This window comes from Streptomyces buecherae (assembly GCF_014295035.1).
Lineage (GTDB): Bacteria > Actinomycetota > Actinomycetes > Streptomycetales > Streptomycetaceae > Streptomyces > Streptomyces youssoufiensis.
In genome coordinates this window covers 7,708,227-7,723,593 of sequence record NZ_CP060404.1, presented here as the reverse complement: position 1 = coordinate 7,723,593, position 15,367 = coordinate 7,708,227, and the positions used below count along the sequence as shown (strand labels likewise).

General features: G+C 74.0%; 5 protein-coding genes. All 5 read right to left on the bottom strand.

Annotated elements, in window-relative coordinates:
• Positions 1-21: 21 nt before the first annotated feature.
• The 5 genes from H7H31_RS30840 to fabD are packed head-to-tail and all read right to left on the bottom strand — an operon-like array spanning position 22 to position 14,682.
• On the bottom strand, positions 22-7,206 hold the full coding sequence (locus H7H31_RS30840) for an SDR family NAD(P)-dependent oxidoreductase (protein ID WP_187063326.1): 7,185 nt from the start codon (positions 7,204-7,206) through the stop codon (positions 22-24).
• Positions 7,200-11,249, bottom strand: a complete 4,050-nt coding sequence (locus H7H31_RS30835) for a beta-ketoacyl synthase N-terminal-like domain-containing protein (protein WP_187118172.1) — start codon at positions 11,247-11,249, stop codon at positions 7,200-7,202. Before H7H31_RS30835 ends, H7H31_RS30840 begins: the two co-directional genes overlap by 7 nt.
• On the bottom strand, positions 11,246-11,458 hold the full coding sequence (locus H7H31_RS30830; protein WP_187060387.1) for a hypothetical protein: 213 nt from the start codon (positions 11,456-11,458) through the stop codon (positions 11,246-11,248). The genes H7H31_RS30835 and H7H31_RS30830 overlap by 4 nt, the downstream gene beginning before the upstream one ends.
• Positions 11,455-12,273, bottom strand: a complete 819-nt coding sequence (locus H7H31_RS30825) for an enoyl-CoA hydratase/isomerase (RefSeq protein WP_187060386.1) — start codon at positions 12,271-12,273, stop codon at positions 11,455-11,457. The genes H7H31_RS30830 and H7H31_RS30825 overlap by 4 nt, the downstream gene beginning before the upstream one ends.
• The gene (fabD, locus tag H7H31_RS30820) at positions 12,274-14,682 is read right to left on the bottom strand and encodes an ACP S-malonyltransferase (RefSeq protein WP_187118171.1); all 2,409 of its coding nucleotides are present in this window, start codon (positions 14,680-14,682) and stop codon (positions 12,274-12,276) included.
• Positions 14,683-15,367 lie beyond the last annotated feature (685 nt).

Genomic DNA, 15,367 nt, shown 5'->3' with positions numbered 1-15,367 from the left:
TCCTGCTAAAAGTGCCGCTGCTCAGCGAGTGGTGTTCTCGATGGGAATCAGCAGGTCGTTCAGAAAGGCTTCGCGGCCGGAGAACTTCGAGCTGAACCGGTGGATGACGTTGCCGTCCGACGTGTGCTCATGCACCAGCGGATGGAGGCGGGAGTCCTGGGAGGCGACGGCCAGGGCGCTGCCCGGGGCGGCGGACGCCCAGTAGTGCTCCGTGCCGAAGGGGTAGCCGGGGAGGCTGGTCAGCCGGGGCTGGCTCTCCCACAGGCCCTCGAAGTGCGGCGGGTAACCCTGGGAGTAGAACTCGGCCAGGGCGGTGAGGTGGTCGGAGTACCGCTCGCTGTCGCCCCACACCGTGCGGCTGGCTCGCACCAGGCCCTCGATCAGCTTGCCGATCGTCGCGTTGGGGGCGAAGTCGCGGCTGACCGTGCCGCGTACCAGGTTGGGGATCTTCACGCCGGCCGCCGCCTCGCGGAGCAGCCGGACCGCGTCCTCGCGGTCCTGGACGACCACGGCGCAGCGCAGCGCGAAGTGGTGCCGGCCGGTCATCAGGGTGCGGCTGACCGAGGCGAGGTAGCCCGCGTCGTCGGCCTGTTGGGCCGCCAGGTGGTCGGCCAGGTCGGTCAGCCGTTCCTTGAGCGCCTCCTCGGTCTTGGCGGAGACCAGGAGGAGGTGGTGTTGCGGGAAGGTGCGACCGGCGGCGTCCTCGCGCTCGGTGCCGTACGCCTGGAGGACGACGTGGGCGTTGGTGCCGCTCATGCCGAACGAGCTGACGGCGCCGCGCCGGGGCTGGCCCGGCGTCGCCGGCCAGGGGCGGGGTTCGCGGTTGACGAAGAAGGGGCTGTTGTCCCAGTCGATGTAGTCGCTGAGCTCCTCGCAGTTGATGCTCGGCGGGATGGTCTCCTTGCGCATGGCCGTCACCAAGGTAATGAGGTTGACCAGGCCGGAGGCGGCCATGCTGTGCCCGATGTTGGGCTTGATCGAGGTCAGCGCGCAGAAGCCGGTGCGATCGGTGCGCGAGCGGAACGCCTCGGCCAGCGCGTTGGTCTCGATGGGGTCGCCGAGCCGGGTGCCGGTGCCGTGGCTGACCACGTACTCCAGCGTGTCCGGCGAGATGTGGTGCCGGTCGTAGAGGGACGTCAGCAGGCGGGTCTGGGCCTCGCCGCTGGGGGCGGTGATGCCGTTGGTGCGGCCGTCGTAGTTGATGCCGCTGCCGAGGATCGTCGCGTGGATGAGGTTGCCGTCGCGCTCAGCCGCGCGCTGCTTCTTCAGTACGAGCACCGCGACGGCCTCGCCGGGCACCATGCCGTTGGCCCGCTGATCGAACGCGTAACACGTCCGGTCGGGCGAGAGCATGTTGGCCTTGTCCATGGCGACGAAGTCGTGGTCGGAGGCCATGAGGCTGGCGCCGGCGACGATGGCGGTGTCGCAGTCCCCGTACGCCAGGCTCAGGCACGCCTCGCGCAGCGCCACCAGACCCGAGGAGCAGGCGGTGTTGATGGCCATGCTGGGGCCGGAGAGGTTGAGGAAGTAGGCCAGGCGCGAGGCCAGGATGGCGTTGCTGTTGGAGGTGACGGTGGCCTGGTCGTCGACGAGGTAGCGGTAGTCGCCCTCCTCGACGCCGACGAAGACCCCGACGTTGCCCGCGGCCACCGACCGCTCGCCGTAGCCGGCGTCCTCCAGGGCCCGCCACATCTCCTGGAGCAGCAGCCGCTGGCGCGGGTCCATCAGCTCCGCCTCGCGCGGCGAGATCTCGAAGAACAGCGGGTCGAACTCCGCGATGCCCGGCACCGAGCCGAACTTCGGCGGCTGCTGACCCTCGGGCGACTCCTCGGTGGAGTGCCACGAGGCGCGCTCCTGAGGAGCCTCGCCGATGACGCTGCGGCCCTCGGTCAGGATCGACCACAGCTCGTCGATGGTGCGCGCGTCGGGGAAGCGTCCGCTCATGCCGACGATGGCGATGGGCTCCTCCGCGGCGCCGGCGGCCGTGGCCCGCGCGGGCGCGGCGGCGGCGAAGCGGTCCGAGCGGCGCTTGACGTCGCTGGCCGGCGCGGCCGGTGCCGTGGCGGCCGACGAGCCCTCGCGGTAGCGGGCGGCCATCTGCTCGGCGTGCGAGGTGAGGAGGAAGTTCGCCAGGCGCCCCAGGGTGGGGTGGCTGAAGAACAGGTCGGGGGTGAGGGTGAAGCCGAGCCGGCCGCTGAGCGTGGTGGCGAACGTGGCGATGTTGAGGGAGTCGATGCCGTAGTTGGCCAGGTTCTCGTCGGCGTCCAGCTCCTGCGCCGGGATGGCGAGCACCTGTCCGGCGGCGTCGGCCAGCTCCCAGGCCACGCACTGCGGCACGGTCCAGCCACGCATCCGCGGCCGGCGGCCTTCGCCGGGCGCCTGGGCCACGGTGGTCGCCGCGCGCGGGCGCGGCTGCTCCTGGCGCAGGGTCAGCTCGCTCAGCCGGACGGCCACCGTGCCGTCGGCCGTGGCCAGCTCCACGGTCAGCGAGCAGGCGTCCGCCGGCCCGTCCGCGCGCGGGGTGACCAGCGCCCAGCGCAGCGGCTGGGCCGTGGCCGCGAAGCCGACCTCGGCCGCGGCGGTGACCGTGCCCTGTTCGGTGCCCCAGCCGAGGCGCTGCCGGGCCGCGACGAGACAAGCTTCCAACTGCGCCGAGTCCAGCACGAATTCAGCGTCGCCCGACTCGTGGGGCGCCGGGTCCAGCTCGACCAGTACCCGGTCCCGGCCCGGCTGCGCGCGCAGCGCGGGCAGGTCGAGCACGGCGGGGCGGTCGTCGCCGGCCGGGGTGGCGGCGGGGGCGGCGCCGCCGTCACAGACCAGGTAGGCGTCCTCGCCCTCGCCGGCGTAGACCGCCCAGTCGACCCGGCCCTCGCCCGCGTCCCGCAGGTCCACGCGCAGTGCGAGGGGTGCCGCGCCGTCGTCCCCGTCAGCGACGGTGACCGGCGCGTGCCAGGCCACCTCGTGCAGCGCGACGGCCCGCGCTCCCCCGCCCAGGCCCAACACCACTGCGGCGCGGGCCAGTTCGAGGAGGGCTCCGGTCTGCGCGGTGCCGTCGGCGAGCAGCCCGTACGCGTCCCGCGGACCGTTGAAGGTCGAGGCGAAGCGCTGGCAGGTGACGTCGGAGACGTTGCGGTGCACCAGCGGGTGCAGGTGGGTGGCGGGCGTGCCCGTCGCGGTGGCGGGCGGGGCGGAGACCCAGTACTCGGCGTGCTCGAACGCGTAGCTGGGCAGGCCCATGCGGCGCGGCGGGGTCGTACCCCACAGGCCGGCGAACGCGGCCGGCTCGTGGCCCTGGCAGTAGGACCGGGCCAGCTCGGTCAGCGGGCCGGGCCCCCGGTCGCCGGCGGCCTCGGCGGCCAGCTCGCGCAGCGCGCGGGTCTCGGCGGCGCTCGGGGTGAAGTCGCGCGGCGCGGTGCCGCGGACCACCTCGGGCCCGTCGTGTCCGTCGGCCGCCCGGCGCAGCGCGGCGACCGCCTCTGCGCGGTCCCGTACGACGAGGGCACAGCGGCGCGCGAAGTGGTGCCGGCCGGCGAGCAGGGTGTGGCTGACCGAGGCCATGACGCCGGGGCCGACGTCGGCCGGCAGCGCGGCCAGGTGGTCGGCCAGGTTGGCGAGCTGGCGGGAGAGCGCCGCCTCGGTCTTGGCGGAGCACACCAGCAGGTGCCAGGGCGCGGCGGGCTGGTCGCCGAGGCGGGCCACCTCGTCGCGGGCGGTGCCGTGGCTCTCGATGACGACGTGCGCGTTGGTGCCGCTGAAACCGAACGAGCTGACCGCGGCGCGGCGCGGCTGCCCCGCCCGCTCGGGCCAGGCGTGCGCCTCGCGGCTGATGTAGAAGGGGCTCTCGGACCAGTTGACGAAGTCGCTGATCTCCTCGCAGTTGATGCTCGGCGGGATGATCTCCTCACGCATGCCGACGACCAGGCCGATGAGGCTGACCAACCCGGACGCGGCCAGGGCGTGGCCGACGTTGGGCTTGGTCGAGGTCAGGGCGCAGAAGCCGGTGCGCGCGGTGTGCGGCCGGAACGCCTCGGCCAGCGCGTTGACCTCGACGGGGTCGCCGAGCCGGGTGCCGGTGCCGTGGCTGACCAGGTGGCTCAGCGAGTCCGGCGAGATGCCCGCGCGCTGGTAGACCTCCTGAAGCAGGCGGGCCTGGGCGTTGCCGCTGGGGGCGGTGATGCCGTTGGTCCGACCGTCGTTGTTGACGCCGCTGGCCAGGATGTTGGCGTAGACGCGGTGGCCGTCGCGCTCGGCGTGCGGGCGTCGCTTGAGGACGACCACGGTGATGGCCTCGGAGGGCACCATGCCGTCCGCGCGCTTGTCGAAGGCGCGGCAGATCCCCTGCGCGGAGAGCATGCCGGCGCCGTCCATGGCGTCGTACTCGCGGGGGGTGGTCAGCAGGTTGGCGCCGGCCACGATCGCGGTGTCGCAGTCCCCGTGCCGCAGGCTCAGGCACGCCTCGTGCAGGGCCACCAGGCTGGAGGAGCAGGCGGTGTTGATCGCGATGCCGGGGCCGGTCAGGTTGAGGAAGTACGACAGGCGCGCGGCCATCACCGCGTTGTGGTTGGAGGTGATGCGCTCCTCGGCGAAGGCCAGGGAGCGGTAGTCGCCCTCCTCGGCGCCGACGAACACGCCCACGCGCTCGGCGGCCAACTGCTCGCGCCCGCAGCCGGCGTCCTCCAGGGCCTTCCACATCTCCTCGAGCAGCAGCCGCTGCCGGGGGTCCATGGCCGCCGCCTCGCTGGGCGCGATCTCGAAGAACAGCGGGTCGAACTCGGCGATGCCGGGGATCGCTCCGACGGAGCGCCGCTTGTCGTCGGCCCACCACTCGCGCCGCTCGCGCGGCATCGGGCCGGTCACGCTGCGGCCCTCGACCAGCAGGTCCCAGAACTCCTCGACCGTACGGGCGGCGGGGAACCGCCCGCTCATGCCGATGATGGCGAACTGCTCGTCGGGCGAGACCGCGTCCCGCGCGGCGTCCCGCCCGTCCGACGGGCGCGTGACGCCGTCCCGCCCGGCCCGCTGGTCCGGCTGGTCCTGGGCGCCGTGGCGGGCGGGACGCGGCGGGGCCGCCTGGTGCGCGGGCTGGGCCACGGGCTCGTACGGCCGGGCCTGCTGGCCGGGCGACGGCGGGGCCACCTCCGGCCGGGAGACCGCCTCGGATCGCGTGGGGTGTGGCTCGGCCGTGGGCGTGGCGGGGGCGAAGCGGCTTCCGTCACCGCGCCGGGTGCGCAGCTTGGCGCCGGGGCGTACCGGCGCCGCCTCGGGGGTGGGCGTCGGGAGCGCGTCGGCGAACGCCGGGGCCGGGGCCGGCTCCCGGGGCGGCTCGGCGGCCGGGCGGGCGGGCGGCGCGGGTGTCGCGGCGGCTTCGGTGACGGGCTCGGCCGTGGGCGCGAGGTCGTAGTGGTCGGCCAGTTGGGCGTGGTGCCGGGTGAGCAGGAACTCGTGCAGCGTGTGCAGGGTGGAGTAGCTGAAGAAGACGTCGGGGGTCAGGTCGAGGCCCAGCCGCTCGGAGAGCACGCCGGCGAACTCCACCAGCGTGATGGAGTCGAAGCCGAAGTCCCGGAAGTTCTCGTCCCCGGCCAGCTTCTCGACCGGCAGCATCATGATCTGGCTGACCACGCTCTTCAGGTCCCGCCGCAACGCGTCGGCCAGGTCGGCGCCCTCGTCGCCGGCCCGCCCCGGCGCGGCCTCCTGGGTCCGGGCCGTGGCCGACGCGCCGGCGTGGCCGGCGGCTGCGGCGTGGTCGGCGGTGACGCGCAGCGTGGCGTGGATGCGGTCGCGCTGGCCCACCATGGCCAGGTACGCCGCCTCGGGCTGCGCGAGGAGGTGGCGGAAGAGGGCGGTGCCCTCGGCCGGCTCCAGGTAGCGCTGCCCGCTGGAGCGCAGGTAGAAGTCGCCCGCGTCGGCGTCGGCCAGGTTCATGCCGTCGCTGCGCCACAGCGGCCAACTGACGGCCAGCCGCCTGGGCCCGGCGGGGTCTCGGTGCGCCAGGTGGCGGGCGTAGCCGACCTGGAAACGGTTTGCCACCGCGTAGTCGCAGCTCCCGAAGTCGCCGAGGACGGCGGCGGTGGACGAGAAGTAGCACACGAAGTCGGGCGCCTGGGGCAGGCCGGCGAGGACCCGCTCCAGCGCGCGGGTGCCGGCGATCTTGGGCTCCAGGACGCGGGCGAAGGTCGCCGCGTCCCGGTCGGCGATGCTGCCGTGCGCCTCGATGCCCGCGGCGTGCAGCACGCCGTCGACGCGGCCGAAGCGCTCCGTCGCGGCGCGCAGCGCCGTGGTCAGGGCCGCCTCGTCGGCCACGTCGGCCTGGCCGTACCAGGTCGCCCCCGCGCCGGCCGCGGTCAGCTCCGCCAGCCGCGCGCGTACCGCGGGGTCGTCGGCGGGGCGGCGGCCGACGAGCACGAGCCGCGCCTGGTAGGTGCGGGCGAGCCAGGTGCCGAAGATCGCGCCGAGGCCGCCGGCGCCGCCGGTGATCAGGTACGTGCCGCCGGTGCGCAGCGTGTCGGGGCCCGGCCGCAGGGCGGCGGGGCGCACCCGCTGGACGAGGCGGCGGCCCCCGGTACGCAGGGCGCCGGTCGGCTCGGCGGCGGCCAGTTCGGCGGCCAGGGCGCTCGGCATCTCCGCGCTGTCGCCGGCGGCCTCGTCCAGGCCCAGGACGGTGAGCGAGGTGCCCGGCACGACGAGGCCGATCGACCGCTCGAAGCCCCACCACGCCTCCAGGGCGCCGCGCTCCTCGCCGTCGGCGAAGGCGCCGCCGAGGACGACGCGGCGCGGGGCGCGGCCGTCCCGGCCGGCCTCCTCGGCGACGACCCGGAGCAGGGCGCGCAGCGGGTCGGGCTGCCACAGCAGGTCCCGGCCGGCGGGCTCGGTGGCCCACAGGTGCGCGACGACGTCGATCGGGCCGTGGTCGTCGGCGGTGCTCCGCAGCAGCGCGCGGTACGCCGCCTCCAGGTCGCCGCCGACCTCGTACCGGTCGGCGGCGAGCCGCCGGAAGCCGGCGCCTCGGGCGGCGCAGACGACGGTGAGGTCGGGCTGGTCGGCGACGAGAGCGCGCCTGACCCGCTCCTGCTCCCGCTCGTCGGACAGCAGCACGAGGGCGCACCGGTGCCGGGGCGCCGGCGCGGCAGCCGTCGCGGGTGCCTCCTGCCAGTCCTCGGTGAACAGGTGCAGGTCGTCCGGGATGGTCACGTCCGGGTTGGTCAGCATGGCCCCTCATTTCTGTGGGCGAAACGGATACCGGACAGGCGGACCAGTAGCCGGCCGTTCCTGTCGCGCATGTCGAGGTCAAGGGCCTGGGGAGCGGCGGAGGCGGTGAGGATCGCGTAGACCTCGTCCGCGTGGCCGCCGTGGAAGGTGACCGCGTCGATCGCGGCCGGCGCCACGGCGGCGGGCCACGCGGGCTCCGGCCACAGCGCCGCCACCTGGAGCGCCACGGTCAGCAGCACCGGGTGGGCGACGAAGCCTCCGGCGGCCGGGTGCGGTGCCGCGGGCAGGCTCAGCTCGGCCACCAGGTGGCCGTCGCCGCGGCAGACCGCCTTGAGCGCCTGGTACGCGGCGCCCTGTCGGAGCCCGGCGCGGCGCAGGGCGGCGTCGAGGTCGGCCGACGAGCGGTGCGGCCGCGTGCCGTCGGTGTACCGGCGCAGGTCCACGCGGTCGGGCTCGGCCGCCAGCGCGGTGAGCGCCGCCTGCCCCTGGCAGAACAGGCGGACGTCGTCGGCGCCTTCGCCGTCGTCGGCTCGCCGCTGGTAGCAGTCGAAGTCCACCAGGCCGTCCGGGCCCTGCACGAGGGCGATGTCGATCGGCCGCGCGGTGTCCGGCTCGTGGCGGTAGCTCTCGTGCCAGGTCAGGTCCGTCAGGCGGACGCCGAGATGCTGGGCGTCGCGGCCGTGCGCGAGGGCGACCGCCGCCCGGGCCGCCTCGATCCACGCGGCGTCCGGCAGGGCGGCACGGTCGTGGGACAGGTGCTCGCGCAGGAGGGGTTCGTGGCCCGTCCAGGAGGTGCGGAAGCGCTCCTCCTGGAAGTCCGAGACGTTCTCGTGCACCAGCGGGTGGAGGCGGCGGACCGTGCCCGCCGGCCCGTCGACCGGCGCGACCGCGCCGTCCGCCCCGACCACGCCGGCGGCCTGGTGCACGCCGGCGGCGCCGGGCCGGGACCACGCCGCCGCCGGGGCCGGTGGTGGGTCGAGGCCGGGGAGCAGCGCGGGGGCTCCGTCGGCCCACCGGTCGAGCAGCGTCCTGGCGTGCTGACCGGCCGCCAACAGGCCCTCCACGAAGCCCCGTACGTCCCCGTCGGCCAGGGCCGGGACGGATGCCGGGGCCGGGGCTGACGCGTCGGCCGCCGGGGCCGCCTCCGAGGGTGCGGGGGCGGACTGGGGCGCGGGCTCGGGCTGGGTCTGGGTCTGGGTGGTGGGGCGCGGGGCGGGCGCGGGCTGCGGGGCTCGGTGCGTGGTGCGGACGAACTCGGTGGTGGGCAGGGGCAGCGAGCGGCGCGGGGTGCCGGCGAAGTACCGGCCCCAGTCGACGTCGACGCCCGCGCGCCACAACTGCAGCAGCGGCTCAGCCAGCATGTCGGCGAGGGCGAGATCGCCGTCGATCACCACGTCCGCCGGCCCGGTGGTACCGGGTTCGCCGATCCACAGGGTCGCGGTCCGCGGCCCGGCCGTGGCGGCGCTGTCGTGCGCCCCGGTGCCGGCCCACTCGCGCAACTGGTCCGGTGTGGCCGACATTCCGGCGCGGGCCCGCAGCATCGGGTACTCCCCGTCCGGCGCCGGCCGTACCGCGCGGGACCGCAGGTCGGCGGCGACCTGGGTCCGGCCGTCGGCGTCGTCGGCGAGCAGCGCCGGCAGGTGCTCGCGGGTGAGCACGCCGTCCGCGAGGAGGTCGAGGACCTCGCGGGCCCGCGGGTCGCGCACCATGGGGTCGCGCGGCAGGCTCCACTTGCGGTCCACGAGGTCGAAGGCGTGCTGGGTGGCCAGCACGCGGAAGACCTCGGCGGGCGTCGTGGCGGCGGCCGGTGGCGTGGTCCACTCCGCGCTGTCCAGCGGCAGCCGCCAGTCCTGCCGGCCGCGCCACTCCAACTCCTGGTTCCAGGCGCGCAGGTGGCCGCGGAAGGTGTGCTGTCCGTCGACCAGTTGGCCGGCCTTGGCCCACACCGCGGCGGTCTCCTCGCCGCTGAGGGCGAGGCCGTCGAGGAGGTCGGCGAGGTAGCTCTCGTCCAGCGGGTGGGTGGGGAAGGTGTGGCCGGTCAGCGGCTCCGTGAAGGGAAGGCGCGGGGCGCGCAGCGGGGCGCTCTCGGGCGTCCTGCCGCGGACGAACTCCGCGGCGACCGGCCAGTCGAGCGCGCCCGTGGCGGCCAGCGCCGGCCACACCCCGGCGCCGTGCGCCGTGACGCTCTCGGGGGCGAGGCCGAGGTCCAGCAGCACCCGCAGCGTCAGCAGCCCGAACACGGCCGCCGACCGCGCGCCACGGTCGCCCTGGCGCAGCGCGCGCAGCGCGGCCTGCGCGTCGTCGGAGCCGGCGCGGAACTCCTCGGCGGCCTGCGCGTACGGCGGCGTGGCCAGCAGCTCGCGCAGCCGCTGCCGGGCGGGCGGGCGCAGTTCGCCCACGGCCAGGCGCCAGGTGCGGTCGGCGGGCGGTACGGCGGGCTCGCCGGCCTTGGCGACCAGCGCCGCGATGTCCCGCTCTCCGCTGACCAGGCCGCCGATCCGGGCCGCGGCGTGCTCCCGGCCGACGGCGAGGGTGTGGCAGACGTCCGCGACGGGGCCGGGCCCGGCGCCCGGGGTGGCGGTCAGCGCGCGCCAGCGGTCGAGCAGCAGGTCGAGCGAGTGCGAGGAGCGGGCGGACAGCAGGAAGGGGTAGCGGGTGGAGGGGCGGGCGCGGCGCTTGCCGGCGGGCCGTGAGCCCGCGGCGCCCGGGCCCGTGCCCTCGGTGTACTCCTCGACGATCAGGTGGGAGTTGACGCCGCCCATGCCGAAGGAGCTGACGCCGGCGCGCAGGGCGGCGCCGGGCTCGTGGGGCAGCCAGTCGGCCGGTTCCCGGGTGATCTCGAAGGGGCTGCCGGCCAGTTTGATCAGCGGGTTCAGGGCGCTGATGTGGATGCTGGGCGGCACCCGGCGTTCGGCCATCATCATGAGCACCTTGATGAGCCCGGCGACGCCGGCGGCTGCCTCCAGGTGCCCGATGTTGGGTTTGACGGAGCCGACGCGGCACCAGTGCTCGTCGGCCGAGGCCGCCGCGTACACCTGGCGCAGCGCCTCCACCTCGATCGGGTCGCCCAGCGAGGTGCCGGTGCCGTGCGCCTCGACGTAGGTGATGGTGCGCGGGTCGGCGCCGGCGCGGGCCAGGGCGGCGGAGATGACCTCGCGCTGGGACTCGACGGTGGGGGCGGTGATGGTGGCCCGGCTGCCGCCGTGGTTGACGGCGCTGCCGGTCAGCACGCCGTAGATGTGGTCCCCGTCGCGCACCGCGTCGTCGAGCCGGCGCAGCAGCACCATGCCCACGCCGTCGCCGGGTACGTACCCGTCGGCGTCCTGCGAGAAGGTGCGGCACAGCCCGCCGGGGCTGAGCATGCGGGCCTTGGAGAAGGAGATGTACTTCCACGGGTGGAGGTTGAGGCTGACGCCGCCGGCCAGGGCGAAGTCGACCTCGTCGCCGAGCAGCGCGTTGATCGCCAGGTGCACGGTGACCAGCGAGGCGGCGCAGGCGGCGTCCACGGAGACGCTGGGCCCGCGCAGGCCCAGGGTGTGCGAGAGCCGGTTGGCGAGGAGGCTGTCGTACCCGCCGAGCGCGGAGTGGCTCTGTACGGACCCGCTGTCCTTGGCCGCCTCCTGGAGGTGGTCGCGGGCCATCGCGCCGACGTAGACGGCCGTCCGTGCGGCGCGCAGCGCGGCCAGCGGCGTGCCCGCGTCCTCCACGCAGTGCCAGGTCTCCTCCAGGAGCAGCCGCTGCTGGGGGTCCATCAGGGCGGCCTCGCGCGGGGAGACGCGGAAGAAGGTGTGGTCGAAGTCGTACGGGTGGGCGACCTGGGCGCACCACTTGCTGGCCGTCTTTCCGGGCTCGGCGACGTCGGTGGAGTAGAACGCGGCGGCGTCCCAGCGCTCCGGCGAGATCTCGGTCGGAGAGCTGTGGCCGGCCAGCAGGTTGGCGATGTACTCGCGGTGGTCGCGGGCGTCGGGCAGCCGGGCGCCGATGCCGGTGACGGCGACGGCCGTGCCGGGGGCGGTGGTCCGGGCGGGTGCGGTCTGGGTCACGCGGCTGCCCTCTCGACGGTGAGCGGTCGCGGGCCGAGCTGTTCGACGGTGGTTCGCAGCAGCCGTACGCCACCGCCCGCGCCGGTCTCGCCCGGCCCGGGGCGCGGGCCGTGCGGCGCTCTCGGGTCGCCTGCCCGCGCCGCGGGCAGGTCGTTTTCGCGCGCCACCGGCTGTGCCGGCGCGGCGGTCCCGTCGGAGGTGATCCTCATGCTGCTCCCTCATCCGCGCGCGAGGTGCCGTGCGGGCCGCGCTGTTCCCAGGGATAGATGCCGTCTTCGACGAAGCGCGTGATGCGCTGGAGGTTTCGCGGGTCGGAGAAGATCTCCAGGTTCGCGGCGATCGCGCCCTCGCGGTGTTGGTGCAGCGGGGCGATCTCGGTGCTCATGTAGCGCTTGTAGCGGGCGATACCGTCCGGGGAGAGCTTGCTCATCCGGCCGAGGTGCTGGGCGATGAGCGGCCCGCTGCGTTCGGCGCAGCGGTCGACCAATCCCCATTCGGTCGCCTGGGCGGCGTCGATGGCGCGGGTCGTCAGCGTCAGGTAGTTGGCCCGCTGGAAGCCGACGCGCCGGGTCAGGAACGGCATGACCATCGCGGGGTAGAGCCCGAACAGCAGCTCCGAGAGGCTGAAGGTGGCGCTGGTGTCGGCGATGACGACGTCGCTGGCGGCGACGAAGCCCACTCCCCCGGCGTTGGTCTTGCCCCGGACGTGGGCGAGGGTGATGTACGGGCCGGTCGCCATGCGCAGCCACAGGTCGTACAGCGGCGCCGGGTCGTACTCGGCCGGCTCCTCGGTGGCGTCCGGCGCGGTTCGGGGGGCGAAGTCGCCGAAGTCGGCGCCGACGCAGAACGCCTCGGCCGATCCCTCGAAGACGACGAGGCCGCAACCGTCCCGTTCGCAGGCGTCCAGCACCTGGTGGAGTTCGCGGATCATCGCGTCGTTGATGGCGTTGTCGCGCTCGGGGCGGTGGAACCGCACGCGGCGGACCTGGCCCTGGCGCTCTACGCGGAGTGTTTCGTGGTCCATTTACTCTGTTCCCACCGCGGCCAGTCTTCGGCCCATGAGCGCGGCTGCCTCGTCCAGGATGCGCTGGTTGATGTCCGCGACGTGCCGGCGGCGCCAGTCTTCGAGGGCGGTGCCCTTGACCCACTGGTTGAACGCGCCGAGCGCGGGGCCGCACTGCACCTGGAAGTCGACCCGACCCTCGTCGGAGCCGCTGAGGGCCTGCCGCGTGGCGTGGGCGAAGTACCACTTGAAGACCAGGGCCATCTTGTGCTTGGGGTCCTTCTCGGCCTTGTCGATCTCCCGCTGCGGGTGGTGGGCGCGCACCTCGGCGTAGACCTCGGCGAAGCTCTTCTTGAAGTACCGGCTCTGGAGTTGCTCGGCGGTGGTCGCGTCGAGCTGCTCCAGCGCGTCGTGGCGCTTGTACAGCTCGTAGAGCTTGTTGGCCCGGGCCGGGAAGAGCACGCCACGCTTGAGCACCTGCACGCGAGCGCCGTACTCGAACATGTCGCCCGCGGGGGCGTAGCCGGTGTCCTGGATGTTGATGTCCTGGAGGAGGTCCTTGACCTGCTCGCTGGTGCCGGCCTCGACGGTGCACTGGTTGATCGACCCGGTGGTCAGGAAGTCGGCACCCATCAGGAAGCAGGCCGCGGCGGCGTCCGGGGTGCCGATGCCGCCTGCGGCGCCGAGGCGTACCCGCTGCCGGTAGCCGCGCTGGGCCGTCATGTCGTCGCGCAGCCGGCGCATGGCGGGCATCAGGGCCAGGGCGACGCCCTGGTCGGTGTGGCCGCCGGAGTCGGCCTCCAGGCACAGGTCGTCGGCGACGGGCAACTCGCGGGCGAGTTCGGCCTCGTTCGCCGTGATACGGCCCTGGGCGAGGAGTTGCTCGACGATGCGGGTCGGGGCGGGGCTGAGGAAGGCGCGGGCGACCTCGGGACGGGAGACCTTGGCGATGACGCGCCCGCGGGGTACGACGTGGCCGGCGGCGTCCCGGCGCAGACCGGTCAGCCGGTAGCGGATCAGGGCCGGGGTCATAGCGATGAAGGCGGACGCCTCGACCGTGCGGATCTCGTGCCGCAGGTACAGGTCGACCAGGGCGTCCTCGCGCTCGGGGTGGCCCGGGTCGTGGACGAGGTTGAGGCCGTACGCCTCGCCGCCGCTCAGGTGGCGCTTGAGGAAGCGGATGTCGTCGTCGACCCGCTCGGGCCGCTGGCCCGCGGTGCCGAGGAAGCCGAGCATGCCGGCCTTGCCCACGGCGACGACGAGTTCGGGCGAGGCTATGCCGCGGTACATGCCGCCGGTCAGGCAGGCGTAGCGCAGGCCGTACTCGCGCTTGAAGCTGGCGCTGCCGAGGTCGGTGGCGAGGATCGCGCGGGCGGCGGCGGGCTGGGGCGCGGGTATGCGCTCGGCGGCGGGCACCGGTATGCGGGCCGGGGGCTGGGTGGGCGCCGGCGTGGGGGCGGTGCTCCCGGCCGGCGCGGGGGCCGGGGTGCGGGCCGGGACGGCAGTGGCGGCGACCCACCGTCGGGCCTCCCGCTCCTCCCGCTCCTCCTGCTCCTCCTGCTCCTCGGTGACGATCAGCGGCTCGGCGTTGCGGCGGATGCTGCGGGTCAGGCTGGTCAGCACGTGTCCCGGGCCGACCTGGAGGAACTCCTCCTCGCCCTTGCCCATCAGGTAGCGAATGGTCTCGCTCCACCGGACGGTCGAGGAGATCTGGGTGATGAGCGTGTCGGCGACCCGGTCGGCGCGGTAGGGGCGCGCGGTGACGTTGGCGATGACGGGGATGGTCGGGGCCTTGATGGCGAACCCGTCGGCGAACGCGGCGAACTCGCGCTGCGCGGACTCCATGTACGGGGAGTGGAAGGCGCCGCTGACCTGGAGGACGGTGTACATGCGGACGTTCGCCGCCTGGAAGGCGTCCTTGGCGCGCTCGACGTCCTCGCGCGGGCCGGAGACGACGATCTGCGAGGGCGAGTTGAGGTTGGCCACGGAGATGGAGTCGAAGCCGTGCTCCCGCAGGACGTCGTGGACCTCCTTCTCCTCCAGGCCGCCCACCGCGGCCATGCCGCCGCCGTACGCCTGGCCCATCAGCTCCCCGCGCTTCTTGACCATCCTGAGGCCGGTGGCGAAGTCGAAGGACTCGGCGGCCAGGAGCGCGTTGTACTCGCCGAGGCTGTGTCCGGCGACGTAGTCGGGGCGCGCCTTGCCCTCGGCCAGCAGCCGCAGGTAGCTGAGCGCGTTGACGACGTACAGGGCGGGCTGGGTGAACCGGGTGTTGTTCAGACGCTCGTCCGGGCCCTCGAGACACAGTGCGCGGATCGAATAGCCCAGTATCTCGTCGGCGGTGTCCGTCAGCTCTTTGAAATCGTCAAACAGCTCGGCGCCCATGCCGATTTTCTGGGACCCCTGCCCCGGGAAGAGATAAGCCACCATGATGGGTTGCCTGTCCTTTCACACGCCCATAGGAAGCCGGAATGCCGCCGCAATCGAACGGCGTTCACCGCCATCCGATTACGGGCGCACAACTCATTGCCAATCACAGGCCGACCACGCCGCTTGACAGCCGTGGTCATTCGCCGCGCGCACGGCGCGGTGCTCGTTGATATCGGCCGGACGTAGGGCCGTCAGGGCGCGTAGGTAAGCGACCCGTCGCCGACCGTGACGGCTTGCTTGGCGGGACGGAAAACTCCCACTCGGTCTCGACCCGGAAAGCCGCCGGGGAAACAGGGAGGTGTAACGCGGGAGCCAACCCCGAGGCGCGGACGCGGCGCCAACCGCACGAGAGCTCGTGGAACAGCGCATTTTGGGCGCATGCCAGCCAGACCCATGATCAATCCCCCGATGGACTTTCATAGAAAAACGCACATGAGCGCGTGCGGAAATACACGGGCGCGCCTGTCTACGCAAGAGCGAGCAACACGGACCCCGCGTCATCACAGGTGAGGTACAGCCCGACGCACGCACAAGCGGACATCGACGGCGACACCCCGACACATCCCCGAACGGCTGCGCGCCATTTCACCCCATTAATGGGCCGGGCGCAACTCCACTGCGAGCGGTTACCGGAGGAGATCGAACCGTAACGGTTTCTGGTTCCTCGTCGACCATATCGCCCCTA